This is a genomic window from Sorangium sp. So ce124 (assembly GCF_051525235.1).
GTDB classification, from domain to species: domain Bacteria; phylum Myxococcota_A; class Polyangia; order Polyangiales; family Polyangiaceae; genus Sorangium; species Sorangium atrum.
The window spans coordinates 10,404,979-10,430,672 of the sequence record NZ_CP150312.1; the positions used below are offsets into that span (position 1 = coordinate 10,404,979).

19 protein-coding genes are annotated in these 25,694 nt (G+C 70.8%); 7 read left to right on the forward strand and 12 right to left on the reverse strand.

Annotation, left to right across the window (positions count from 1 at the left end; translation table 11 throughout):
* Positions 1 to 16 precede the first annotated feature (16 nt).
* Together WMF19_RS39170 and WMF19_RS39175 are read left to right on the forward strand one after the other, a co-directional pair.
* Positions 17 to 1,954, forward strand: coding sequence for a sigma 54-interacting transcriptional regulator (locus WMF19_RS39170; RefSeq protein ID WP_437895022.1), 1,938 nt, complete (start codon positions 17 to 19; stop codon positions 1,952 to 1,954).
* Entirely contained in the window at positions 1,954 to 4,413 is a 2,460-nt protein-coding gene (locus tag WMF19_RS39175) for an endonuclease MutS2 (protein WP_437895023.1), read from the forward strand. Before WMF19_RS39170 ends, WMF19_RS39175 begins: the two co-directional genes overlap by 1 nt.
* Before the next feature lie 37 nt (positions 4,414 to 4,450).
* Here WMF19_RS39175 and nusB read toward each other — a convergent pair whose 3' ends face one another.
* The 8 genes from nusB to WMF19_RS39215 form a co-directional block, all read right to left on the reverse strand.
* Positions 4,451 to 4,873 carry a transcription antitermination factor NusB gene (nusB, locus tag WMF19_RS39180; RefSeq protein ID WP_012239877.1) on the reverse strand — a complete coding sequence of 141 codons (423 nt, stop codon included), beginning with the start codon at positions 4,871 to 4,873 and terminating at the stop codon, positions 4,451 to 4,453.
* Positions 4,874 to 4,889: 16 nt separating this feature from the next.
* Entirely contained in the window at positions 4,890 to 5,399 is a 510-nt protein-coding gene (gene ribH, locus WMF19_RS39185) for a 6,7-dimethyl-8-ribityllumazine synthase (protein ID WP_272102824.1), read from the reverse strand.
* 135 nt (positions 5,400 to 5,534) lie between these two features.
* Entirely contained in the window at positions 5,535 to 6,704 is a 1,170-nt protein-coding gene (gene ribB, locus WMF19_RS39190) for a 3,4-dihydroxy-2-butanone-4-phosphate synthase (protein ID WP_437901719.1), read from the reverse strand.
* Between the two features lie 58 nt (positions 6,705 to 6,762).
* Positions 6,763 to 7,506: a riboflavin synthase gene (locus tag WMF19_RS39195; RefSeq protein WP_437325096.1), complete on the reverse strand. Its 744-nt coding sequence runs from the start codon at positions 7,504 to 7,506 to the stop codon at positions 6,763 to 6,765.
* A gap of 17 nt (positions 7,507 to 7,523) precedes the next feature.
* Complete coding sequence (locus tag WMF19_RS39200; protein ID WP_272102827.1) at positions 7,524 to 7,886, reverse strand: PilZ domain-containing protein; 363 nt, start codon at positions 7,884 to 7,886, stop codon at positions 7,524 to 7,526.
* 6 nt (positions 7,887 to 7,892) lie between these two features.
* Positions 7,893 to 10,604 (reverse strand): Rne/Rng family ribonuclease, encoded by a 2,712-nt coding sequence (locus tag WMF19_RS39205; RefSeq protein WP_437895024.1) that lies wholly within the window; start codon positions 10,602 to 10,604, stop codon positions 7,893 to 7,895.
* Positions 10,605 to 11,145: 541 nt separating this feature from the next.
* The gene (locus WMF19_RS39210) at positions 11,146 to 11,682 is read right to left on the reverse strand and encodes a hypothetical protein (RefSeq protein WP_437895025.1); all 537 of its coding nucleotides are present in this window, start codon (positions 11,680 to 11,682) and stop codon (positions 11,146 to 11,148) included.
* Positions 11,683 to 12,125: 443 nt separating this feature from the next.
* The gene (locus WMF19_RS39215) at positions 12,126 to 12,614 is read right to left on the reverse strand and encodes a carboxyl transferase domain-containing protein (RefSeq protein WP_437895026.1); all 489 of its coding nucleotides are present in this window, start codon (positions 12,612 to 12,614) and stop codon (positions 12,126 to 12,128) included.
* Positions 12,615 to 13,316: 702 nt separating this feature from the next.
* Here WMF19_RS39215 and WMF19_RS39220 point away from each other — a divergent pair.
* Positions 13,317 to 15,977: a protein kinase domain-containing protein gene (locus WMF19_RS39220; protein ID WP_437325093.1), complete on the forward strand. Its 2,661-nt coding sequence runs from the start codon at positions 13,317 to 13,319 to the stop codon at positions 15,975 to 15,977.
* 9 nt (positions 15,978 to 15,986) lie between these two features.
* Here WMF19_RS39220 and WMF19_RS39225 read toward each other — a convergent pair whose 3' ends face one another.
* The 3 genes from WMF19_RS39225 to pyrH form a co-directional block, all read right to left on the reverse strand.
* Positions 15,987 to 17,219: a KamA family radical SAM protein gene (locus tag WMF19_RS39225; protein ID WP_437895027.1), complete on the reverse strand. Its 1,233-nt coding sequence runs from the start codon at positions 17,217 to 17,219 to the stop codon at positions 15,987 to 15,989.
* A complete protein-coding gene (locus WMF19_RS39230; RefSeq protein WP_437895028.1) occupies positions 17,206 to 18,267 on the reverse strand; it encodes a peptidylprolyl isomerase in 1,062 nt (353 codons plus the stop codon). Before WMF19_RS39230 ends, WMF19_RS39225 begins: the two co-directional genes overlap by 14 nt.
* Before the next feature lie 132 nt (positions 18,268 to 18,399).
* Positions 18,400 to 19,161, reverse strand: a complete 762-nt coding sequence (pyrH, locus tag WMF19_RS39235) for a UMP kinase (RefSeq protein WP_080599110.1) — start codon at positions 19,159 to 19,161, stop codon at positions 18,400 to 18,402.
* Between the two features lie 272 nt (positions 19,162 to 19,433).
* Here pyrH and rpoZ point away from each other — a divergent pair, with 272 nt between their 5' ends.
* Complete coding sequence (gene rpoZ / locus WMF19_RS39240; protein ID WP_044966694.1) at positions 19,434 to 19,676, forward strand: DNA-directed RNA polymerase subunit omega; 243 nt, start codon at positions 19,434 to 19,436, stop codon at positions 19,674 to 19,676.
* Between the two features lie 117 nt (positions 19,677 to 19,793).
* Positions 19,794 to 20,672: a class I SAM-dependent methyltransferase gene (locus tag WMF19_RS39245; RefSeq protein WP_437895029.1), complete on the forward strand. Its 879-nt coding sequence runs from the start codon at positions 19,794 to 19,796 to the stop codon at positions 20,670 to 20,672.
* A 171-nt stretch (positions 20,673 to 20,843) separates the two neighbouring features.
* On the opposite strand, the gene WMF19_RS39250 is transcribed toward WMF19_RS39245, so the two are convergent.
* Positions 20,844 to 21,581 carry a metallophosphoesterase family protein gene (locus WMF19_RS39250; protein ID WP_272102835.1) on the reverse strand — a complete coding sequence of 246 codons (738 nt, stop codon included), beginning with the start codon at positions 21,579 to 21,581 and terminating at the stop codon, positions 20,844 to 20,846.
* Between the two features lie 403 nt (positions 21,582 to 21,984).
* Between WMF19_RS39250 and WMF19_RS39255 the strand changes: the two genes are divergently transcribed.
* Together WMF19_RS39255 and tssM are read left to right on the forward strand one after the other, a co-directional pair.
* Positions 21,985 to 22,677, forward strand: coding sequence for a hypothetical protein (locus tag WMF19_RS39255; RefSeq protein WP_437895030.1), 693 nt, complete (start codon positions 21,985 to 21,987; stop codon positions 22,675 to 22,677).
* Between the two features lie 93 nt (positions 22,678 to 22,770).
* Complete coding sequence (tssM, locus tag WMF19_RS39260) at positions 22,771 to 25,686, forward strand: type VI secretion system membrane subunit TssM (RefSeq protein ID WP_437895031.1); 2,916 nt, start codon at positions 22,771 to 22,773, stop codon at positions 25,684 to 25,686.
* The last annotated feature ends 8 nt before the right edge of the window (positions 25,687 to 25,694 follow it).

Genomic DNA, 25,694 nt, shown 5'->3' on the forward strand with positions numbered 1-25,694 from the left:
CCGCGGCACGCCTGCTATGCTCCCCTCGATGCCGACCCTGAAGTATTTCCCCTCCGAGGGCGCGCCACGCCTGTACAGCGTCCACAAACCGGTCACGACGATCGGCAAGGCGCTCGGAAACGACGTCGCCGTTGCGGGGGCAGGGGTGCTGGACCATCACGCGCAGATCGTGTTCGACGGGCGCGATTTCGTGCTGGAGGAGTGCGAGCGCGACGGGGAGATCGCGATCAACGGCAAGAAGAAGCGGCGCGCCCGCCTTGTGCACGGCGACCGGCTCCAGCTCGGCACGGTCGAGGTCGGCTTCTCGATGTTCGCCGAGGCGCCGACCGTCCAGGAGCGGCTCCCGGCGGGCGACGGCGGGGCAGAGCGGTCCGCGCCGCCGCAGGGCTCGTCGGAGCTCGCCGGCGTCCGCAAGCTGTTCGCGTTCAGCGAGAAGCTCATCAACCGGCGCAGCGTCGACGAGCTCCTCGAGGCGATGCTCGACGACGTCATCGAGCTGACGCACGCCGACAAGGGTTTCCTCCTGCTCCTCGAGGGGGCGGAGGCGGCCGCCGACACGGCGGTGTGCGGCGGCGCTCCGGCCGCGGGCGGCGAGCGCAAGCTGGCGGTGCGCGCGTCGCGCAACGTCCGCAAGGAGGCCATCACCGACGCGGCCGGGGGGATCTCGGACAGCATCGTGCGCCAGGTCATCGTCTCGGGCCGCCCGGTGATCGTGTCCGACGCGCTCGCCGACACGCAGTTCGGCCGGAGCGACAGCGTCATCGCGATGAAGCTCTCCAGCGTGATGTGCGCGCCGCTCCTGTCGCAGGGCCAGATCATCGGCGCGCTCTACGTCGGCAACGACAAGATCAAGCACCTCTTCGACCGCGCCCAGCTCGACCTGCTCAGCATCTTCGCGTCCCAGGCCTCGCTCATCCTCCAGAACGCGATGCTCCTGAACGCCCTCAGGGCCGACAAAGCCAAGCTCGTCGCCGAGCTGCACGACAAGAAGTTCGGCGAGATCATCGGCGCCTGCCCGTCGATGCTCGAGGTGTTCCGCAAGCTGCAGAAGGTCGCGGCGACCGACATCAGCGTGCTCATCACGGGCGAGACGGGGACCGGGAAGGAGCTCATCGCGCGGGAGCTGCACCGGCGCAGCCCGCGCGAGGGCGGCCCCTTCGTCACCATCAACTGCGGCGCGATCCCCGAGAACCTCATCGAGAGCGAGCTCTTCGGCCACGTGAAGGGCGCCTTCACCGGCGCCATCGCCAGCCGCCCGGGCAAGTTCCAGATCGCCGACAAGGGCACGCTGTTCCTCGACGAGATCGGCGAGCTGCCGCTGAACCTCCAGGTGAAGCTCCTCCGCGCGCTCCAGGAGCGGGTCGTCTTCCGCGTCGGCGACTCGAAGCCCGAGAAGGTCGACATCCGCATCGTCGCCGCCACGAACAGGAACCTCGAGGAGGAGATCCGCGCCGGCAATTTCCGGGAGGATCTCTACTACCGGCTCAACGTCGTGAACCTGTGGCTCCCGCCGCTCCGCGAGCGCGGCGACGACGTGCTCATCATCGCCAAGGTCCTGCTCTCGAAATACGCCGACGAGCTCGGCAGCGCCGTGCGAGGCTTCAGCCCGGCCGCGCTCGCCGCGATCAAGAAGTACCCCTGGCCGGGCAACATCCGGCAGCTCGAGAACCGCATTAAAAAGGCGCTCGTCCTCTGCGACCAGGCGCTCCTCGCCGTGGAGGACCTCGATCTCGGCCCGGGCGCCGAGACGGCCATCATGCCGCTGGAGAAGGCCAAGGAGGAGTTCCAGCGGCGGTACGTGCTGGAGGCGCTCGAGCGCAACAACGGCAACCGCACGCAGACGGCCCGCGACCTCGGCGTCGACCCGCGCACCATCTTCCGCTACCTCGAGAAGGAGCAGAACCCGATGCCGAGCGGGGCCGGCGGCGTGGCCCGCGATCCGACCGAAGCGTGATGGACTACAACCCCGAAGGGCCCTTCGCAGATCCCTGTCCCACCAAGACCCGCGCCGACCTCGAGTGGGATCGCGTCCTCGAGGCGCTCGCGGAGCGATGCGCGTCTCGGGGCGGGAAGCGGCTGGCGCGGGCGCTGCCGTTCGCGTCGACGCGCGCCGAGGCCCTCACCGCGCTCGCGGAGGTGCGCGAGGCGGTGGAGCTCGCTCGCGCCGGGGAGCCGGTGCCGTCGCGCGACGTCGCCGAGCTCGAGGACGCGCTCGATCGGGCCCGCATCGGCGCGGCGCTCGCGAACGAGGAGCTGCGCGCAGTGCTCGGCCTCCTGGAGGCCGCGCGGACGTCGCGGCAGTACCTGCAGAACCGGCGTCAGATCGCGCCCGCGCTCTACGCCGCGTGCGCGACCAACCCGGAGCTCGACGCCGTCGCGCGCGAGCTCGCGGCGGCCTTCGACCCGGACGGCACGCTCGCCGATCGCGCGTCGCCTCGCCTGGAGGCGCTGCGCGCGGAGCGGCGCGCCGTGCGCGAGCGGCTCGTCCGGCGCCTCGAGGACCTCATCCAGAAGCACGAGGACATCCTCCAGGACCGCTACTGGACGGAGCGCGACGGGCGCTACGTGCTGCCGGTGCGATCCGACGCGCACGAGCGCTTCCCCGGCATCGTCCACGCGACGAGCGCGAGCGGCGCCACCGTGTTCGTGGAGCCCCGGGTGCTCGTCGAGACGGGCAACCGGATGAAGATGGTCGACGCCGAGGTCGCGCGGGAGGAGCTCGCGATCTACGCGGCGCTCACCGCCCGCGTGGCCGAGGACGTCGAGAGCGTCGCGGCCGCCGCGCGCGCGCTGGCCCACGCCGACGTGCGGGCCGCGGCGGCGCGGCTCGCGGAGGACCTCGACCTCACCTTCCCGCACGTCCCGGAGGACGCCTTCGATGCCGGGCGGGGCGCCTCGGAGGGCGGCTCGAGGCCGACCTCCATCGAGCTCGTCGGGGGCCGCCACCCGCTCCTCGCGCTCGACGGCGTGAAGGTGGTCCCGAGCGACCTCGCGATGAGCGCGGGCCGCGCGATGATCGTCTCCGGACCGAACGCCGGCGGCAAGACCGTGGCCCTGAAGACGCTCGGGCTCGCGGCGCTGATGGTCCGCGCGGGCCTGCCGGTCGCGGCGAGGGAGGGCTCTCGCGTCGCGCTCTTCGACGTCGTGCTGACTGACGTCGGCGACGAGCAGAACCTCCACAAGAACCTGTCGACCTTCAGCGCCCACGTGAAGAACCTGGGGCACATCCTCGGCGAGACGCGCCCCGGCGCGCTCGTCCTGCTCGACGAGCTCGCCGGCGGCACCGATCCGCGCGAGGGCGAGGCGCTCGCCGCGGCCGTGCTCGACTCGCTGTGCGCGCGCGGGGGCACCGTCGCCAGCACCACGCACTACGAGGGCCTCAAGGCGCTCGCGCTCGGGGATCAGCGCTTCGAGAACGCCTCGGTCGGCTTCGATCTCGCCACCATGAGCCCGACCTTCCGGCTCGTCGTCGGCGTGCCCGGCGCCTCGAGCGCGCTCGCCGTCGCGCGGCGGTTCGGCATCCCGGGCGCCGTGCTCGAGCGGGCCGAGCGCTTCCTCACGAAGGAAGCGGTCACCTTCGAGCAGATGGTCGAGAAGCTCTCCGCCGAGCGCCGCGCGCTCGAGCTCGCGCGCGAGGACGCCGCGCGGGAAGCGGCCGCCTCCCGCGCGAAGCGGCGCGAGCTGGAGGCGGAGATCGAGCGGGCTCGGGACAAGGAGCGCGGCGTGATCACGCGGGAGGGGGAGGCGCTGCTCGCCAGCCTGCGGCGCGCGCGCGAGGACCTCAAGGCGGCGCAGGCGCGCCTGCGCGGCAAGCCCACCGAGGAGGACGTGCGCGCGGCCGCTCGCGCCATGGACGCGGTCGGGCAGAAGACGTCGATCGGCGGCGAGCTCGAGCTGCGCCCGAAGGACGAGCCGCAGGCGCGGCCGGCGATCGATCCGGCCGCGATCCGCGTCGGCGCCCGCGTCTACGTGCCTCGCTTGCGGGCCGAGGCCGAGGTGGTCGAGGTCCTGTCGGGCGGCCAGCTGCGGGTCACCGCCGGCTCGCTCAAGCTCACGACCTCGATCGCCGAGCTGCGCGGCACCGGCGCGCCGCCGGCCGCCGCGGCGCCGCCGCAGCGCCGCGTCGATCTGGACGCCGCCGCCGACCCCGACGTCCCGATCCAGACGGCGGACAACACGGTGGATCTCCGCGGCCTGCGCGCCCACGAGGCGGTCGCCATGGCCGAGCAGTTCCTCGACCGCTCGCTCGGCGCGGGCCGCAAGGTTACGTTCCTCGTCCACGGGCACGGCACGGGCGCCCTGCGCGATGCCGTCCGCGAGGCGCTGCGCGGGAGCCCGTACGTGGCGCGCCTCCGCCCGGGCGGCCCGAGCGAGGGCGGCGACGGCGTGACGGTCGCCTGGCTGAAGTGGTGAGCGATCGCGCGCCCGAGCGACGGGCGCGCCGTGACGCTCAGCGATCCCGGTCGACGCGGCCGAGGTTCTCGGCGATCCGGTCGAGCACGCCGTTCACGAAGGCGCCGCTCTCCTCGCTGCCGTAGCGCTTGGCGAGCTCGACCGCCTCGTCGAGGATGACCGCGCGCGGCACCTCCGGGCGGTTCATGAGCTCCCACGCGCCGAGCCGGAGGACGTTCCGATCGACGCGCGCCATCCGCTCGAGGCGCCAGTTCGTGCTCGCCTTCCGGATCGCCTCGTCCACGGCCGCGAGATCCTCGGCGACCCCGACCACCACCTCGTCCGCGTAGGCGCGTCCCTCGGGATCGCCCGGCGTCTCGCGCCAGAAGGTCGCGACGACGCGCGGCGCCGAGCTCCCGCCAGCTTCCACCGCGAACAGCATCTGCAAGGCCGCTTCGCGGCCGGTAGAGCGCGCACCCATCTCTCAGAACCTTCGTTTACAGGCCAGCGGTGTCCAGCGCGGCGCCGAGCGCGAGCATCTCGATCGCGCTGACGGCGGCCTCCCACCCCTTATTGCCATGCTTCGTGCCCGCCCGCTCGACCGCTTGCTCGATCGAGTCGGTCGTGAGCACCCCGAACGTGACCGGCACCCCGGTCTGGAGCGACACGGTCGCGATCCCCTTCGTGACCTCGGCCGCCACGTAGTCGAAATGCGGCGTCGAGCCCCGGATCACAGCGCCCAGGGTGATGATCGCGTCGACGCTCTTCTTGTGCGCGAGCCTCCCCACGATGGTGGGCATCTCCCACGCGCCCGGGACGCGCACGATCGACGTCCGACCGAGCGCGCCGCCGTGCCGCGCGATGGCGTCGAGCGCGCCCTCGACCAGGCGGTCGACGATGAAGTGGTTGAAGCGGCTCGCCACGAGCGCGAAGCGCGCCCCCGGCGGGACCACCAGGTTCCCTTCGATCACCCTCGCCTGTGCCTGCCCGACCGCTTGCTCTGCCATCCGCCGTTCCTCTCTCCTGCCGCGCGAGGCGCGCGATCGCCGCGATCGCGAACCTGTCCGAGCGTCCTATTACCAGCGAACGAGCGCGCCCGTCTGCCAGGCCTCGCCCTTCATCGAGACGAGCGCGCCCGTCTGTCAGGCCTCGCCCTTCATCGAGACGAGCGGCACCCGCTCGATCACGGTGAGCCCGTACCCGGTGATCCCCGCGATCTTCGGCTGGCTGTTCGTGAGGAGCCGGATCTGGTGCACCCCGAGGTCCGCCAGGACCTGCGCGCCGAGGCCGAACTCCCGCAGCGTCCACGGCTGCTGCGTCTTCACGACGGGGAGCGCCTCGTCGGAGCCCGAGCCCTTCAGCAGCTCCAGCTCGCGGCCCAGGTCCCCTCGCGACGGGATGTAGACGACCACCCCGACGCCGGCGCTCTCGATCGCGAGGAGCGCCTCGCGCAGGTTCGAGCCGCCGTCGAGGGGCGTCGAGCTGAAGAGGTCCGCGATGGTCGACCCGGAGTGCACGCGGCACAGGATGGGGTCCGGCGTCGCCACCACGCCCTTGGTCAGCGCGAGGAACTGCCGCTGCTCGTTGATCACCTCGTAGACGTACACGGTCCACTCCGTGCCCGTCAGGTCGAGCCGCAGCGTCCGCTCGCCCACGCAGCGGACCAGCCGCTCGGTCTGGAGCCGGTACTGGATGAGGTCCGCCACCGTCACGATCAGCAGGCCGTGCTTCGCGGCGAACATCTCGAGGTCCCGCATGCGGGCCATGCTGCCGTCGTCGTTCATGATCTCGCAGATCACGCCCGCCGGCCGGAGCCCGGCGAGGCGCGCGAGATCCACGGACCCCTCGGTCTGCCCCGTCCGCACGAGCACGCCCCCGCGGCGCGCCTTCAGCGGAAAGACGTGCCCCGGCGTGACGAGATCCTCGGGCGCGGCGTCGCGCGCGATCGCGACCCGGATCGTGTGCGCCCGATCGGCGGCGCTGATCCCGGTCGTCACCCCGGTGCGCGCCTCGATGCTGACGGTGAAGGCGGTGCCGAGCGGCGGTCCGCTCCGCCCTGGCGCGGACATCATCGGCAGCTCGAGGCGCGCCACCTGCTCCTCGTCGAGGGCGAGGCAGATGAGGCCGCGCCCGTGCATGGCCATGAAGTTGATCGCCTCGGGGGTGACCGCCTCCGCGGCCATGCAGAGATCCCCCTCGTTCTCGCGATCCTCGTCGTCGACGAGGATCACCATCTTGCCCGCGCGGATGTGATCGAGCGCGGTGTTCACACGGTCGAGGACCGCTTTGTCGATGGTCAGCCGATGAGGCATCGGGCCCCCGGAGGTCATGTCCTGGTCGAGCCTGCCGCTCGAGGCGGCTGACACAGCCTCACCAGAATCCCCCCGCGCGCAGCTTTGCGAGGAGTCGTTCGTCGTGATCCGCATGCTCTCCCGTATTTCCGCGCTCTTCGCCGCGCTCGGCGGAGGCATCGCCGCCGCGCGCGTCTTGGCTCGAGAGGCCCTTCACGCTGGCGAGCGATGCGACCTCGAGCGCCCGCGCCACGTAGCGCGCGAGCACGTCAACTTCAAGGTTGACGGCCGCGCCGGGGCGGAGCTCTCCGAGGAGAGTCCGGCCGATGGTGTGCGGCACCAGCATCACATCGAACCAGATCTCGGCGGCGCCCGGCGCGGACACGGCGTTGAGCGTGAGGCTCGCGCCGTCGACGGCGATCGAGCCCTTGGGAGCGAGGTACGGCGCGAGCTCGGGCGGGGCGCTCACCCGGAGGCGGATCGCGTCGCCGGCCCGCGCGTGCTCGACGACGCGGCCGAGCCCGTCGACGTGGCCCAGCACCACGTGCCCCCCCATCCGCGCGCCGAGCGGCGTCGCGCGCTCGAGGTGGACGCGCGCGCCGAGCGGCAGCGCGCCGAGCGTGGTGCGGCCGAGGGTCTCGGCCGACATGTCGCACTCGAACCCGCCGGGCGCGATGCGATCGACGGTGAGGCAGGCGCCGTTCACGCTCACGGACTCGCCGAGCGTCAGCGGCCCGAGGCTCGCCTCGACGAGCGCGCGGGCCACGGCGCCGCCGCTCCGGCGGCGGAGGACCCCGATCGTCTCGACAAGCCCGGTGAACATCGCCGACGCCCCTCTGCCTAGCCCTTCGAGGTGCGGTGCCCCTGGCTGGTCAGGAGCTTGTCGATGAGCCCCTGCGAGTAGCCGGACAGCTCGGTGAAGACGACCCCCATCCCCTGCGGATCGTCGTGCACGCGCACGACCTCGCCGACGCCCTCGACCGTCTCGATGTCGTCCATGATCACGGTGAACCGCAGGTTCACCTTCGTCCCGACGGCGAGCGGTGTCTTCGAGCGCACGAACACGCCGGTCCGCGAGATGTTCGTCACGTACTCGTTGATGAACGCGTCGTAGGACTCGAACTCCTTGTTGATGGTGACGCGCTCTTCCTTGCGCCCCGTCTTCGCGTCGCTGCTCTCCGGAGAACCCTGATCGTCCACCATGACGCCTTACCTGCCTTGCAGATCGAACTGCTCGAGGTGGTACTCCTTCCGGGGCACGAGATCGATCCGGCGCTGGAACAGCCGCTCCGCCTCTTGCACGGCGATGCGCTCGTCGTTCTTCAGCAGATCGATCACGGCCGGGTGCGCGTTGACCACGACCGAGTAGCCGGGCAGGTTCATCCGCTCGCGCCGTATCTGCCGCAGGATCTCGTAGGCGACCGTCTGCTTGGACTGCAGCTGGCCCGTCCCGTCGCAGTAGAAGCACGGCTCGAGGATCGTCCGCCCGAGGCTCTCGCGCGTCCGCTTCCGGGTCATCTCGATGAGGCCCAGATCGGAGATCCGGTTCAGCGTGGTCTTCGCCTTGTCCCTGGAGAGCAACTCCTCGAGGCGGCGCCGCACCTTTTCCCGGTTCTGGGCGCGCTCCATGTCGATGAGGTCGAGGATGATGAGCCCGCCGATGTTGCGGAACCGGAGCTGATAGGCGATCTCCTCGACCGCCTCCAGGTTCGTGGTCAGGATCGTCTCCTCGAGATCCTTCGACCCCTTGCCGACGAACCGCCCTGTGTTCACGTCGATCGCGGTGAGCGCCTCGGCCTGATCGATGATCAGGTGCCCGCCCGAGGGGAGCGGGACCTTCCGCGACAGCGCGCGCTGGATCTCGTCCTCGATCCCGTACGCGTCGAAGATCGGCTCCGTCCCCTCGTAGAGCTCCACCGCGTCGGCGCGCTCGGGCATGAACATCTCGACGAAGCGCCGCAGCCGGATGTACTCCTCGCGGTCGTCGATCACGATCTTCTCGATGTCGTCGGTGAAGAGGTCGCGGGCGGTCTTCAGCACGAGGTCGAGCTCGGTGTAGAGCACCGCCGGCGCCCTCACGCCGCTCTCGCGCTTCTTCGCGACCTCGCCCCAGAGGCGAACGAGGTAGCCGACGTCGGCCTTGAGCTGCTTCTTCGTGAGGCCCTCGGCGAGCGTGCGCACGATGAGCCCGCCCTGCGGGGGCTTCATCGCCTCGATGGCGTCCCGCAGCCGGGATCGCTCCTTCTCCGAGCCGATGCGCTTGGAGATCCCGATGTGATCGACCGTCGGCAGGTACACGACATAGCGGCCGGGCAACGAGATGTGGCTCGTGACCCGGGCGCCCTTCGTCCCGATCGGCTCCTTCGAGACCTGGACGATGACCTCCTGCCCTTCGCGGACGACCTCGCGGATCGGCGTCGACTTCGAGATCCGCGGCGGCTCGTTCTGCCAGCTGCGTGAGCTCTGCTGGCCCCGCGCTGCGCTCTTGCCCTTGCCGTCCCGCGGCTGCTCGCGCCCACGCGCCCGCTGCTCGCGCCCGCGTTGTTCGCGGTCACGCCCGCCCTGCTGTCCTTTGCCGCTCCGGTCGCGCCCTTCGCGTCCGTCCCGGCCCTCACGGCCTTCGCGCGGCGCCTCACGCCCCTCACGGCCTTCGCGCGGCGCCTCGCGCCCCTCGCGGCCTTCGCGCGGCGCCTCGCGCCCCTCGCGGCCTTCTCGGCCCTCGCGCGGCGCGTGGCGTCCCTCGCGCGGCGCCTCGCGGCCTTCGCGCCCCTCGCGTGCTTCCGCGGGGGCCGCTTCCACGGGCGCGGCGCTGCCGCCCTCGAGGTTGGCGCGCCGGTCGCGCGTCCGTCCCGATCGGCGCACGCGCGCCTCCCGCCGTCCGCGCGCGCGCCCGCTGCGCGCCCGCGCTGCCGGCGGGACGTCATCGCCCGAGGCGGCTGCCGCGGCCTCCGGGACCGGCGGCGCGCTCGCCTCCTGTCCGGCCGGCCACTCGCCGGCAGCGCCGTGCGCGACGGACTCGTCCGACGTGCTCGCATCATGCGCTTCCGTCTCGCCGCTGTCCGCCGTGTTGCTCAGCGCCTCCGGATGCTCCTCGGCCGCGCTCCACGCGTCCGCGCCATCCTCCGGTGGCGGTGAGGCAGGCTCGACCTCGTAGGCGGGCGTGTCGAGCTCGTCGTCGTCCTCGACGCTCACCTCGTCGGGGCCGGATTCCTCTGCGCTCGCTTCGTCGGCGTCGCTGCCTCCGCCAGGCGCGACCAGCTCCTCGTCGTCGTCGTCCGCGCCGTCGTGCGCGTGCCCGTCGTCGATCTCCGGCTCCGAGTCGTCGGCCTCGTCGAGCGCCACCATCGTCCCCACGCCGGCGAACGCCTGGCCGGAGGGGCTTCCGAGCACGTCGAGCGCCGTCGGCAGCTCGATCGGCACGTCGCTCCCTTCGTCGAGCGAGCCGCCGGCCTCGGCCGGGACGCCGGCCTCGAATCCTTCGTCTGCCCCGAAGTCCGCCGGTTCCCGGAGCTCGTGGCGTCCGGGGGCCAGGTCGGGGCTCTCGGGCGCGGCTTCTGCGCCCGATAGCTCATGCACCTCGCTTTCCTCAGGCCCAGGCGCCTCGCTGCCGCGCGCGGCGCGGCCTCGCGAGGAGGCGCGCTCTTCCTCGGCAGTCCGGCGGTGCCCAGCCAGGTACGCCTCGAAATCGTCGGGCCGGATGAGGTCCTCGACGTGCAGGAAGGCTGCTCGCTCGAGCCCCACGTCGATGAACGCGGCCTGCATTCCGGGCAAAACGCGGCTGACCTTGCCGAGGTAGATGTTTCCGAGCGTCCCCTTGGAGCTCTCCCGCTCGAGATGCAGCTCAGCGATGATCCCGTTTTCGATCAGCGCGACGCGTGTCTCGCGGATGTCCACATTGATGACGAGAAGGTTCTTTCCCATGTCGGATGCCGCACATCGGCGGCGCCGCCAAGCGTTACCACGGGTTGCCCGGCCCATGAAGGCGCAACCCGGAGTATGCTGCGCGATTGGGGCCCGGGACCGGAGGTCGCCGAGGCAGGCCGGCCGCCAGCGCGTGAGCTACCTCGCGTCTACGCCGCTCTGCCTCGACGGGGCCCGGCGCCGAGCCCGCCGACCGCCGGCGCCTGCGGGCTGGGCCGGGCCCTGGGCCAGGAGCGCCGGGTCGAGGCCTGCGCACGGCGGCGAGGGCGCGCGACCTGGGGCGACGTCCCTCAGGAGGCCCTCCCGGCCCTCGCTCGGGCCTGAACCGCCCTTTCCCCTCGTCCCCTAGCCCTAGGCCCCGCGCCGCCGCTTCCGTCCTGCTCCCGGGCCGCCGGCTTCGTGCCCCGCGCCGCCCTGCGCCGGCTGCCGGCCCGCGGCGGCCGGCGCGGGCGAGCCGTCCGTCGAGGCTCGGCCCGCATAAAGGCCGAAGGGGGCGGCCATCTGGCGCCCCCTTCGGAGATGCGCTGCTGTTGTCAGAAGCTCATAGGCCACACACCGGCTCTCCGGCGGCATCGCAGCGTTCGGCGCACTCCTCGCAAACAGTGCACGTGAGGAGGGCGTCGTAGGCCTCGACCCCGGCCGCCTTGTCCGTGCGGCACGTCTCGATGCACGCGGCCGGGTCTGCCTCCGCGGCGCAGCCATCGATACACACCACCAGAGCACGACAATCGCCGCTGTCCACGCAGGCCTTGCGGACCTCTTTGCACGGCCCATCGACGGCGCACTTGTAGCAGCCCGTATTCGTGTCGCGGCCGCACGTGTCCGTCGTGTCATCACAGGTCGGGGTACCCGTCGAGGAAGTGCTCGTGGCGCTCGCGCCTCCTTCTCCGCCGGCGCCGCCGCTGCCGCCGGAGCCGCCATTACCGCCGTTGCCGCCGCCACCGCCGCTGCCGCCGCCAGAGCTGCTGCTCCCGCTGCTGCTGGTGGTGCTGGAGCCCGACGGCGTGTTGCCGTCATCACCGCAAGCCACGAGGGCGCAGCCGGAAATCAGAACCGCAGCGAATACCCAAGATTTCATGCTCAATACCTCCACAGAACCCAACCGACCCTTCATTCGTGTACTCGGCGCCCCCCCAACGCTCGGCATGCCTGCCAAACCACCCGTTTTCCTGCGACCGGCCCCCGGGTGCACCTGTGCAGATCGTCGGTCAGAGAGAAGCATCGCGCGTGGAGTTCAAAGAAAAACAGCCACGCAAGTCGTTTCTACACGCTCGGGATCGGCCGCGCAACGGCGTCGCTCGCCCCGGCACCCACCTGCCGTGGCGCTCTAAGCGGTTTGCTCGCAGATCTCTCCAAGAGCACGGCCAGAGCACCGCTCTCGCGGGGCCCCAGCTGTCGCAAAATTCTGCTAAAGCGGGATGTCTCCGTGCTTCTTCGGTGGGTTCCTGTCCCGCTCGTCGCGCAGGAGGTCGAGGGCCCGAGCCAGTCGAGTGTGGAGCATGCGCGGGTAGATCACCTCGTCTATGAAGCCGAGAAGCCGAGCTCGGCCGTCTTGTACGGGTTGGCGAATTTCGCCTTGTCGTCATCGGCGAAGCATGCGCGGCCGGCGGCCGGGTCGGCCGCTCGCTGGAGCTCGCCGCGGTACACGATGCTCACCGCGCTTTCCGGGCCCATGAGCGCGATCTCGGCCGCTGGGGAGGCGAGGTTGTAATCGGGCCCGGATGTGCTTGGAGCCCTGACGTCGTAAGCGCCGCCGTATGCTTTGCGGGTGATCCCCGTCACCTTGGGCACGGTGGCTCTGGCGAACGCATAGAGGAGCTTCGCTCCGTGAGCGATGATGGGGCGCCTATCTTCATCGCGAGGGCCATCACCTGGCAGATCTTCGATGCGTACGCGCCGGAGAGCGAGCCGCCGATCACGGTGAAGTCCTGCCCCCCGGCGAGCGCGCGGCGGTTCATGGAGTCGGGACAAACGAGCGCCGGAGGTCTGGGGGGTCGTCGGAGCAGCCATGCCGGCGCCCTGACAGGCGCCCCGGAGGGATCGAAATCCTGCTGCGCGCGACGGCGCGATGCCATGGCAGGGCGACGACCCCTGCAGCCGGTGCGACAAGGGGGCGAGGCCGGCGGAAACGTGCGAACCGTGCGAAACATACGAAACACGCGAAGCACGCGAAGCTTGCGCGACGCGGAGACGTGCGAGGAGCGAGGGCCTGCGACGAAAAATGACCGGGGTCCTCGAGCGGCTCCGCCCTACTCTCTTGCGCGGGCGAGGGGACACCACGTACGCTGAACGGCGCTCAGCTGCCGATGGTAAATGCAGGAATTCCCGATACGTAGACCATCTGAAGACCGGGACGCGGGGGCCGCCATCGCCGCTGCGGACCCGCCGCGCCGCGACTTCGAACGGGGCAGCTCGGGCCGGCGTGGCAGCAGAGCGGTCGCCTGCCACGGCAACTGACGTGCGGCGCCTCGTGAGATGCGCACGGAACAGCGTCACCGGCAGCCCTCGAGCGTTCGCGGGAGCGCCACGCGCTCCTGGCTCGCGGCGCCTCGCGCTCGACGGCCTCAGCGTGGCCTTCCGCCTCGCGTCGCGGGGTGAGATCGTTTCGGACGAGAGGTCGCTCGAGTGAAGCTCGCTCAGACTCGTGAGGCTCGTGCCCTGGCCGTCGCCGCCGTGGCGCGAGGGCTCATCGAGCCCAACGCCCTTTGGGATATGGCTTGCCGATGGACGCTCGGCGGCGCGTCGACGCCCCAGGAGCTCTTCGAGGGGATCCTCACGCCCGAGCAGCTGGCGGCGCTGCCGGAGCTGCTCGCGCAGGAGGGCCGCAGCCCGCCCGTCGCGCGCGCCCTCTCGCCGCAGAGCGAGGACGAGGACGCGCTGCGCTTCGACACCCAGCGGGAGATCGACCTGCCAGGAGAGGACGTCGGGGCCGATTTCCCGACGCTCGCGACCTCCGCCACGCGCGCCGTGAACTCCGGCGGCAGCCGGTACGAGGTGGGCGAGGCGCTCGGGGCCGGGGGCGCCGGGAAGGTCGTGAAGGCGCGCGACCGCGAGATCGGGCGCGTTGTCGCGCTGAAGACCTTGAAGCCGGGGGCCGAGGAGGACTCCGCGGTGGGCAACCGCTTCCGGACCGAGGCGCGGATCACGGCCCAGCTCGAGCACCCGAACATCATCCCGGTCTATGACCTCGGCACGCTGCCGAACGGCCAGCCCTACTACTCCATGCGGGTCGTCAAGCGGCAGAGCCTGCAGAACGTGCTGACGAACCCCGAGCTCCGCAGGCAATGGCCGCTCGTCCGGCTCATCGGCGCGTTCGTGCAGATCTCCCGGGCGCTGGCCTACGCGCACCGGCGAGGCGTCGCCCACCGCGACATCAAGCCGGAGAACGTGCTGCTCGGCGACTACGGCGAGGTCTACCTGGGCGACTGGGGCAACGCGAAGCTGCTCGCGAGGGCGGAGGTGAGCGAGCCGATCTCCGTCGATCCGAGCGGGCAGGACTTCGGCAGGAGGCGGCACGAGGCGATCGCGAGCGCGCTCTCGGGCACGCCCGGCTACATCGCGCCCGAGCAGATCCGAGGGGACCACGCGCGGATCGATCACCGCGCGGACATCTTCGCGCTCGGCGTGGTGCTCTACGAGATCCTCACCGGCGAGCACCCGTTCGACGCGCCGACGGTCCTCGCCGTGATCCTCGCGACGCAGACGCGCGACCCCAGGCCGCCGCGCTCGATCGCGCCGAGCTGCCCGCTGCTGCTCGAGGACCTCTGCCTGGCGATGCTCGCGAAGGATCCCGATCAGCGGCCGCCGACCGCCGACCGCGTCGCGGCGGAGGCGGAGGCGTTCCTCGAGGGCGCCAAGGAGCGGATGCGCCGCCGCGAGGAGGCCATCAAGCTCTGCGAGCTCGCCAAGGCGCCGCTCGAGCGCGACCGGCGGCTCGACGGCGAGCGCGAGCGGCTCGTCGAGGAGGCGCGGCGGCTGCTCAAGGACGTGAAGGAGTACGAGGCGATCGAGCGCAAGCGGGCGGGGTGGCAGCTCGAGGACAGGGCCGCCGGGGTCGAGCGCGAGCAGGCGCGCGCCGCGGCGGAGGCGATCGATCTCTACACGAAGGCGCTGGCGTACGATCCGGACCTGGTCGAGGCGCGCGCAGGGCTCGCGGACCTGTACTGGTCGCGCGCGGTGCGGGCGGACCAGGAGCACCAGCACGCGGCGCGCATCTACCACGAGGCGCTCGTGGCGGAGTTCGACGTGGGCCGCTACGCCGCGCTGCTCACCGCCGATTCGGTCCTCTCGTTCGACTCGTCGCCGCCCGGCGCGAGCGTCGTCGCGTACCGCTACGTCGAGAAGGATCGCATCCTCGTGGCCAGCGACGAGCGCTCGCTCGGCCGCACCCCGCTCCGCGAGGTGCACCTCAAGCCAGGCAGCTACCTCTTCATCCTGAAGCGCGCCGGCTGCCGAGACGTGCGCTACCCGCTGCTGCTCAAGCGGGGCACCCACCACCGCGTCGAGGTCAACCTCTACACCGACGCGGAGATCGGCGAGGGGTTCGTGTACATCCCCGGGGGGACCTTCATCGCCGGCGGCGACGCGCAGGCCTACGATCCGCTCCGCCGCGCCGAGCTCCACGTCCCCGACGTCGCGATCGCGAAGTTCCCCGTCACCTTCCGCGAGTATTGCGAGTTCCTGAACGAGCTCGAGACGCGCGATCTCGATCTCGCCCTCAAGCGCGCGCCGCACGGGACGCGCGGCTCCGAGGGCTACGTCGCGCGGCCCGCCAGCAGCGGCGGCTGGGAGCCGTTGCCCAGCGTGGTCGAGGGCGACGCGCAGAAGCGGTTCCCGGCGGAGGAAGGGCACCTCTGGAACCTGCCGGTCATCCTCATCGACTGGTTCGACGCCGTGGCCTACTGCCGTTTCCGGAGCGAGCGCGACGGGATCGAGCTCCGACTCCCGACCGAGCTGGAGTGGGAGAAGGCGGCTCGCGGGACCGACGGCCGGTTCTATCCGTGGGGAGATCACTTCGACCCGACGTTCTGCCTGATGCGCTCGTCGCGGCCGTTCCTGGCGCAGCCAGAGCCGGTCGGGACCTTTCCCATCGACACCTCGCCCTACGGCGTGCGCGACATGGCGGGCGGCGTGCGCGAGTGGGTCGCCGACGTGAACGGCGAGAGATCGTGGGCGGAGACGTCGGGCGAGCTCGAATCGGCCGCCGACGCTGGCGGGGACGCGCCGCCGTGGCGCATCGCCCGCTCCGGGAACTGGGCCGCGGACTCGCAGCAGTGCAGGAGCGCGTCGCGCACCCGCTTCTTCGGGATCGCGCGGGCGCTGAACCTGTCGTTCCGGGTCGCGAAGCCGCTCTCGCGGGGCCCGGGTCGCTGAGCCGGCGGCTCAGCCGCCAGACCCGGCCGGGGGGTCGACGTACTCGACCTCGACGCCGCGGTGCGTGCGGAGGACGGTGCGCCCCGGCCCGCGATCGACGACGTACTCGGGGCCGATGGGCACCTTGCCCATCCCGCCTGGCGTATCCACGATCAGCTTCGGCAGCGCGATGCCGGTGAGCCGGCCCTGGAGCTGCTCCATGAGGGAGACGCCGGTCGCGAGCGGTGTGCGCAGGTGCGCCGTGCCGCGCACGGGGTCCATCTGGAGCAGGTAATAGGGGCGCACCCGCCAGCGCACGAGACCCCGGAAGAGCGTGGCCAGCGTCGTCGCATCGTCGTTGATGCCGCGCAGCAGCACGGTCTGGTTCATGACGGGGAAGCCGTGATCCGCGAGGCGCTTGCAGGCGCGCTCGGCGGCGGGCGTGAGCTCCTTCGGGTGGTTGAAGTGCGTCATCACCCAGAGCGGGTGGTACGGCTTGAGCGCGCGCACGAGCTCTGCGGTGATCCGCTGCGGCAGCGTGACCGGCACGCGCGTGGCGATCCGGATCGTCTCCACGCTCCGGATCTGCCGCAGCCGAGCGATGAGCCGCACGACGCGGTCCGTCGAGACGGCGAGGGGGTCGCCCCCGCTCACGATGACATCGCGCACCTCCGGGTGCGCCTCCAGGTACGCCATCGCGGGCGCGAGGCGCTCGAGCGCCACCGCGCCGCCGCCGTCGCCGACCATGCGTGAGCGGGTGCAGAAGCGGCAGTACACGGCGCAGCGGTCGGTCGCGAGGAGCAGCGCGCGATCCGGGTACCGCTGCACGAGGTGGGGGGCGACCTCGTGCGCGACCTCGCCGAGGGGATCGACCAGATCGCCGGGCACCTCGGCGGCCTCGTCCGCGAGGGGCACGCACTGCCGGCGGATCGGGCACGCCGGATCGCCCTTGTCGCAGAGGCTCAGGTAATAGGGGGTGACGCGGACGGGCAGCCCCGCCCTTTCGGCGCGCCTGGCGCCGGCGAGCTCCTCCGGCGTGAGCGACAGCGCCCGGTGGAGGTCGTCGGCGCTCGAGAGCGCATGGCGCAGCTGCCATGTCCAGTCGCTCTTCCGCGCCTTCACGCGGGCTGGTCGCGCTTCCTGCGCGCTCGTGGCGAGCGGACCCGGTCGCTCCGGCAGCGCGACGGCGCGGGCGTTCGCGCCTTCCTCGCCGGGTCGCCGGGCGAGCCGCGCGGCGGCGACGAGCTCGCTACTTTCCGGCATCGCTCGACGGCGCCGCGGCAGCGCCGGCCTGCTCCGGCCGTGGCGCGCGGGGCTTCGCGGGATCGGGCTGCGCCGCGCTCCCGGTCTGCATGAGCTGCTCCGGCAGCTTGACCGAGGAGAGCGCCGCCTCGTTGATCTCGACGGGGAACTTCTTCCGCAGCTCGTCCTCGATGGCGCGCTCCTGGTCCTGCATCTTCTGCTGGAGGAGCGCGACCCGGATCGAGCGTTCGGCCTCCGCGAACTCGCGCCGGTGCCCGCTGGTGAGCCCGTTCAGGCGGACGATGAAGAACCGTCCTTCGGCCTCGACGAGCTCCTCGCCGACCGCGCCCACGCTGCCGATGCGAAAGGCGGCCTCGCGGACCGGCTGTGGGACGCGGGGGTGGGCGCCGCGCTGATCGCCGGGCGGGCCGACGATGCCGAGCTCTCCGGCGAGCTCGAGCGGCGGGGCAGCGCTCTTGTCCTTCGGCGCCGTGAGCGAGTGCTTGAGGAAGAGCTCCCCCCACGCGCTGCTGCTCCCGGCCTTCTGCGCCTCCTTGAGGACCTTCTCCCCGAGCGCTCTGTCGCCGACGACGATGGCGGCGACGCGCCTGCGCTCGGGCTCGCTGAACTTGTCCGCGTTCGCCTCGTAGTACGCGCGCACCTCGGACGCGGGGATGTCGGCCGGCGCCGGCAGGCCCTTTCGAGCCCGTGCGATCATCGCCTCGCGGAGGATCTGCCGGATCGCGTCCTCGACAGCGGGGTCCTTGTCGAGGCCCCGGCGCCGGGCTTCCAGCGCGAGCAGCTCCGCGTCGACGATCTCGCTGAGCAGCTCGCGGCGCCGCTCCTTCGTCTGATACCGGAGCCGATCGAACTGATCCATGCGCTCCAGCGTCCTGCCGAAGTCGCCCAGGGTGATCACCCTGTCCCCGACCTTCGCGAGCACGCGCGCCGACTGCTCGGCGGTGAGGCCAAAGACCGGATCCCCCGCGTCCGAGGGGACCTGGAGGGCGGGCTCGTCGCAGCTCGCGACGAGCGCGACGAGCGAGATGGCGAGCAGGGGTCGGCGCACCGGAGCTCGGGTCATTGCTGGCTCGGGGTCTAGCACGGTTTCAGCGTGGCTCGAGGTCGCTGCGCCTCGTTCAGGCTGGCGCGTCGGCGGACGCCTCGGCTCGTCGCGCGCGCAAGGCGCTCGAACGCGCGCTCAGTCGACGATCGTGCCGATCTCTTCGCCCCTGCAGACGCGGAGGATGTTGCCGCGGGTCATGAGCTTGAACACCCGGATGGGCATCTTGTTCTCGCGGCAGAGCGTGACCGCCGTCGAGTCCATGACCCCGATCCTGTCGGCGAGGAAGCGGTCGTAGCTCAGGTGCGCGAACATCTGCGCGCCTTCGTGGCGCACGGGATCGCGGTCGTAGATGCCTTCGACCTTGGTCGCCTTGAACAGCGCCTGCGCCTGGATCTCCATGGCCCGCAGCGCTGCCGCCGTATCGGTCGAGAAGAACGGGTTGCCCGTGCCCGCGGCGAAGATGACGATGCTGCCCTTCTCCAGGTGCCGCATCGCCCTGCGGCGGATGTACGGCTCGGCGACCTGCCGGATCTCGATCGCGGTCATCACGCGCGTCGGCACGCCCGTCTTCTCGAGCGCGTCCTGCAGGGCGAGCGCGTTGATGACGGTGGCGAGCATGCCCATGTAGTCGCTCTGGGAGCGGTCCATCCCCGCGCTCGCGCCCTTCAGCCCGCGGAAGATGTTGCCGCCGCCCACGACGACCCCGATCTGCACCCCCATCCGCTGGAGCTCGGCGACCTCGCCGGCCACGTGGTGGAGCGTCTCGGGACGTATGCCGAACCCCCCTTCCTCGCCGCAGAGCGCTTCGCCGCTCAGCTTGAGCACGATGCGGCGGTACTTCAGCCCGGGGGCCGGACGAGGGGGAGGGGGAAGGAGAGAGTCCTGGTCAGCGGCCACGGTGCGACCTCGTAGCCGGGACCTGCGTGGAGGGCAACGAGCAACGTGACCCATCGCTCGGGCCAAGCGGCAGCGCGCGCCGCCAAGGAGGCCAAGGAGGAAGAGCGAAAGCAGAACCAGAGGAAGCCGAGAGAGTAGAGGGAGCGGAGGGAAGCAGAGGAACCAGAGGAGCCAGAGGAAGCAGAGGAACCAGAGCAGGCAGAGCAGGCAGGACCGCCGGGGCGGCATGTACCTTGCGCTTGCCGGGGCGGGGAGCTACTCTCGGCCCCCCTATGGCGCGTGTGACTGTGGAAGACTGCCTCGAGCGCGAGGAAAACCGTTTTGCTCTCGTCGTGCTCGCGGCCAACCGGACGCGGCAGCTCATGAAGGGCTCGGACGCCCTCGTGAAGACGAAGAACAAGCCTGCCGTGACCAGCCTCCGAGAGATCGCGGCGGGCAAGGTGCATTTCCACCGGAGCTCCCACGAGGTCGTCTCCGAGTGGCTCCAGCAGATGAACGCCGGCGGCCAGCGCTGATGCCGCATCGGAAGGGCGCGCGTCCGGTGATGCGCGCCTCCGTCGGGGCTCCGTTCCGCAGCTCGCTCCCGTTACCGTGCCAGCGCTCCGCTTGATCTGTTGCCTCGCATGAGCGGGATGGCCACGAAGCGGCCGGCGCATGGTTCGGGCTCCGGCCAGCGTCGCGATCCGGAGCTCGAGGCTGGGACGTCGGCCCACTACGAGGATCCGGCGTACTACGCGAAGACGTACGCGCGCCGGAAGGATGACGTCCGCTACTACGTCGACCTCGCCATCGCGTCGGCGGGCCCAGTGCTCGAGTACGGCTGCGGCAACGGACGGATCACGCTGCCTGTCGCGAGGGCGGGGGTCCAGATCGCCGGCGTGGACCTGTCGGCGCCGATGCTCGGCGATCTGCGCGCGCAGCTTGGACGCGAGCCGCGCGATGTCTCCTCTCGCGTGAGCCTCCGGCGGGGCGACATGCGGGCGCTGCGGCTAGGGCGCCGCTTTCCGCTCGTGATCTGCCCGTTCAACGCCTTCTTGCACCTGTACACGCGCGTGGACGTGGAGCGATTCCTCGCGCGTGCGCGCGAGCATCTGACGCCGAAGGGCGAGCTCGTCTTCGACGTTTCCATGCCCGAGCCGGCGGAGCTCGCGCGAGATCCGGATCGCGCCTATGCCACGCCGCGGTTCCGGTACCCCGCGAAGGATGGCCCTGGCGAGTTCGTCCGGTACACGGAGCGGTTCGACTACGACAAGGTCCGGCAGATCCTGTTCGTTTCCATGGAGTTCTCGCCCGTCGACGGCGGCGAGCGCTGGATGACGCCGCTCGCCCATCGTCAGTTCTACCCGCAGGAGCTCGAAGCCCTGCTCCACTACAACGGCTTCGAGCTCACGGCGCTTCGCAGCGATTTTTCCCCGGAGCCGCCCGACAACCAGACGAGCATGCTGCTCTATCATTGCCGGCCACGCCGTTCTGGTCGGGCCCGCCGCCCTGGAAATGAAGGGGGCCGCTGAAGGGGGCGCGGCACCGGCCTTCGAACGCCCGGAGCCTGCAGCGCCTCGGGCCGCCCTGTAGCGGCGCCAGGTCGGTATCGGGCCATGCGCGACGTGTCCGCGCACCAGCGCGCGTGTGCCCCTGGTCCTGCCGCACCGAGGTCGCGCCAGATGCGGCCGTTGCCTGGAGTCTCAGACCCCGATGTAGAGGCGATGAGCGAAGTTGCGCTCGAGCTTGGCGCGCAGCACCTTCTCCGCCGCCGTCTCGATGTCGTACTCGACGCGCTTGAACTCGAAGCGCTTCGTGTCGCTGTCGTAGACCGTGTAGCTCGCGCGGTTGTCGTAGTCCCGCGGCTGTCCGACCGAGCCGACGCTCACGATGTACTTGCGACCCTGCTCGAGCTGGAAGTCCACCGCGGGGAGCTCTTCGACGCTGTTCGGTGTGAGCGCGAACACCTTGCAGAGGTGGGAGTGGCCGATCAGCGTGATGTGACCGAGCTCGTTCCACATCGGGAGGCATTCGCGCGCCTGCTCCGGGGCGAAGATGTACTCGAACTCTTCGAGCCGGACGGGTGAGCCATGGCAGAGGTCGACGTTGATGTCCGTCAACTTCTCCTGGTACGTCAGGCTCCGGAGCCAGGCCGCGTTCTCGGCGGACAGCATCGCAGCGTGGGTGTCGAGCGCCTGCCGGGCGGCCTCGTAGTAATACGAGTAGTCCATCCGACCAGCGACGGCCGCGTCGTGGTTGCCGAGGATCGTCTTCTTGGCCACCTTGCGGACGAGATCGGCGCACTCGTTCGGCGAGCCGCCGTAGCCGACCGTATCCCCGAGGCAGTAGTAAACGTCGATACGTTCGTGGCGGTAGGACTCGAGCACAGCGCTGAGCGCCTCGTAGTTGGCGTGCGTATCGCTGAAAATCCCGAGTCTCATTTCGACGCGAGGGCGGAGCTTAGCACGAAGGCCTCGACTTCCGTTAGGAATTCAAACCCGAATCCGCGGACGGGCCGGTTGGACCGGCGCCGAGCTTTGTTAGCTCGTTCTCGTTCTCGTTCTCGTTCTCGTTGGCGTTCCCGCTGTGTCGGCTGGTTCGTCGGTCCTGCTGGTTCCGGCGGTTCCGTTGCCTCCGGCGGTTCCGTCGGCTCCGCCAGATTCATCGGCTTTGTCGGTTTCGTCAGCTTTGTTGGTTCCGACGGCCCGTGCTCACGCTGCGCCCGGGGATCTGCAGAGGACGGTCGAGGGCCGGACACGGTCCTTGCGGAGCTTGCCGAGGCGCTCCTAGCACGACCACATTGACGAGCGGCCACCCGCACCGGAGAAGAATAGCGTGGAGCCCATGAATACCAAACAGAACGGTGCAGGGACCTCTCCGATTTCTGCGGAGCGGCCGGCCGAGTCTGCGCTGTCCGCTACAGCTGTCGAACCTGTCGCGCCGCCGCCGTCCACCGTGCAGGATCTCGCCGAGGGGTGCGTGCGGTTTGTGGAGCGCGCCCTCGGCGTACGGCTTGACTATCGGCCGGAGACCTTGCCTCTGCTCGACCACTACCTCGAGCAGGCGCGCGGCGCGACGTCGGAGCGGGTCGAGGCCTTGCCGATGGTCGCGCACATGGCAGGCGCTTACTTCGGCGAGGTGATCCGGCGCCGGCACGCGTCGTGGTGGCGCCTGGATGGCGAAGATCCGACCTACTGGCAGGTGCAGTTCGGGTCGGTCTACCTCGCTTTCAGCCCCGTCCTCTTCGTGCGCGAGGCGCTCACGCGCGGACATCGGGCCGACGCCGCGCTGGACCTCGCAGAGGACTCCCTGAGCGGCGATCCGGCGGCGCTGGAGCTGCAGGAAGACGATCGCGAGGCGGTCGCGGCCAGGCTCGCGGAGCTGCCGTCGGTCTCGGAAAACGAGTACTACGCCCCCTCGACGCGGCTCGAGGTGATCGACATCGCCGTGGACGCGATCCGTTCGCGTCGGCTCGCGGCCGGCGAGGACACCGACGCCGCGCTCGACCCGGGCGACTACGAGCGCGGCGGCGACTGACGCCGGGATCGCCGCGCGCGGGCAGATCACGCTCGCTGGGCGGCGCCGCGCGGACGTGCTCCGGGAGCGGCGACCGGTGGTATCGTCGCTGGCGTGTTGTGGGTCCTCTTCGGGCTGTTGTTCCTCATCTCGTGGGCGGCGTGCTTCACGTTCGGCCTGCCCACCGCGATCCCGATCGCGACGAGCGTCGTCATCGCGCTCTCCGCGATCGCGCTCTTCGTGTACCGCCGGATCAACGCGCGCCGCGCCGCCTCTGCGCTTGAGCGGGCCATCGTCCAGCAAGGAGCGCAGCAGGCGCTCAACGCGCGGCCCGAGCGCCGCGCCGAGATCCAGGAGCTCCAGCGGCAGGTCCAGGGCGGCATCAGCGCCCTGAAGAGCTCGAAGCTCGGCAAGGGAAAGGAGCACGGCAACGCCGCGCTCTACTCGCTGCCCTGGTACGTCATCATCGGCCCGCCCGGGGCGGGGAAGACGACGGCGTTGAAGCACTCGGGCCTCGTCTTCCCGTACGCGCACCCGAGCAACGGCGGCGGCGTGCGCGGCGTCGGCGGCACGCGCAACTGCGACTGGTGGTTCACCAACGAGGCGATCCTCCTCGACACCGCGGGGCGCTACACGACGGAGCAGGACGATCACGAGGAGTGGATCGCGTTCCTGCAGATGCTCCTCAAGCACCGCGCTCGCCGCCCGCTCAACGGCATCCTGGTCGCCGTGAGCGTGGCGGATCTCATCGACGCGAGCGAGCAGCACATCGAGCTGATGGGGAAGAAGCTCCGGGCGCGCATCGACGAGGTGATGACGCAGCTCCACATGGTGCTGCCCGTCTACCTCCTGTTCACGAAGTGCGACCTCATCGCGGGCTTCTCGGAGTTCTTCGGCGACATGCGCAAGAGCGATCGCGCGCAGGCGTGGGGAGCGACGCTCAAGCTGAGCGCGGACAAGGCCGACCCAGGGAGGCTCTTCGACGCCGAGTTCGACGCCCTGGCGAGGCAGATCCACGGCCGCTCGCTGAAGCGGCTCGTGATGGAGCGCAGCCGCGAGGTGCGCGAGCGCGTCTACCAGTTCCCGCTCGAGTTCTCGGGTATCCGGCGGAACCTCTCCGATCTGGTCTCGACCGTCTTCATGGTCAACGCGTTCCAGGGGACGCCCATCTTTCGCGGCTTCTACTTCACGAGCGGCACGCAGGAGGGCAGGCCGCTCGACCGGGTCCTCCAGCGCATGGGCCAGGCGATGGGGATCCGCACGCACGAGGCCGCGGCGCAGCAGAACGTGGAGTCGAAGAGCTACTTCCTCCACGACGTCTTCATGAACGTCGTCTTCCCGGACGGGGACATCGCCGCGAGGAGCGCGAGCGAGATCCGGCGCCAGCGGCTCGTCCGCGGCGCGATCAGCGCGGCGGCCGCGGCGCTCGGGGTCATCCTCGCGATCCCCAGCGTGGTGTCGTTCGTCAACAACCGCGCGTTCCTGCGCGACGTGGAGGCGGACGCGCGCACCGTCAGCGCGCTCCGATGGGAGGACACGCGACCCCTCTCGGAGAAGCTCGCCGCGCTGGGGCCTGCGCTGGACCGGCTGAAGGAGATCGACAAGGCGCGCGAGGAGGGGCCGCCGGACGGGAAGGGGTGGACGATGTTCCAGGGCGAGACGGTGTACCCGCCGCTCGTGCACGTCTACGTCGCGAGCCTCCAGAACGGCTTCGTGATCCCGTGCAAGCAGCGGCTCGAGGATCGCCTCAAGCTCGCGAAGGGCGACCACTACCTCCGCGAGCGGAACGACCTCAAGCTGTACCTGATGCTGAGCGACGTCGAGCACCTCGACGTCGCGTGGGCGAAGGACAGGTTCACCTCGCTCTGGGCCGAGGTGCTGCGGGCGACCTCCAACCTCACCGAGACCGAGCTGAAGAAGCAGCTCGATCGGCACGTCGAGTACTACCTGACGCTCATCAAGGAGAAGCGGGTCACGCCGATCGCGCGCAAGGAGGATCTGGTCGCGAGCGTGCGCGCGACGCTCCAGGCCGTGCCACCGCGGAAGCGGTACTACGACTTCTTCGTCAACGCGATCATCGAGGAGAAGTACGACGAGACGGGTGACAACAGCCGCGCCAACCGCAAGTACCCTCCGCACACGCTCGGCGACATGTTCGCCGACCGCCCCGCCGTGCTGAAGATCATCGGCAGCAAGCTGTACGCGAAGGAGAAGCGCTGGAAGGAGGTGGACGGTCCGTACACCGAGAGGGGGCACTTCGCGGTGCTCGAGAGGCTCGAGAGCGGCGCCGACAGCTTGATGGCTGAGCGGTGGGTCGTGGACCTCGCGCCCGGCGAGGAGGCCTCGATCAGCAAGAACCTGGACGGCCTCGCGGCCGACTACGACGCCAGCTACATCGCGCAGTGGACCGACTGGATGGCGGACCTCACCGTGCGGGTCCCGGCCAACCTGAAGGAGGCGAAGGAGACGTACCAGGCGCTCACCCAGGCGGATTACCCGTACCTCCGCATCATCCGAGCGCTCGAGGACAACACGCAGTGGAAGCGGGATCGCGGCGCGATCGAGGACTCGGCCCTGGCCAAGCGGGGGAAGGAGTACCTCGAGCGGAAGATCGAGCAGAAGACGAGGCTGAAGGTCCCCGTCAACGTCAAGCTCATAAGAAACCGGCCGAGCTCGGTGCCGGACGAGTTCAAGCGGACCGTCGAGTTCGGCGTGCCGGCCGCGCCGAGCGGCTCGGCGCCGATCACGGACACGCCCCTGGCGAGGTACATCTCGTTGCTCAGCGCTCTTCGCGACGAGATCCAGCGCCTCGAGGATCTGAACCCCAACGTCGATGCGCGCCTCATGGCCGATCGGTTGGTCGAGGCGACGCGACAGGCCGACGCGCTCCTCCAGCCCTTCGACGAGCGGGCCAAGACGCTGCTCCGGCCGCTGCTGCTCACCCCGATGCAGGTGGTGGCGGCGCGGCTGCCGCCGCTCGCCGCGGTGTCTCGCTTCCCCGCGGCGGCGCCTGCCGCGGCCCCGCGCTGAGCCACGCG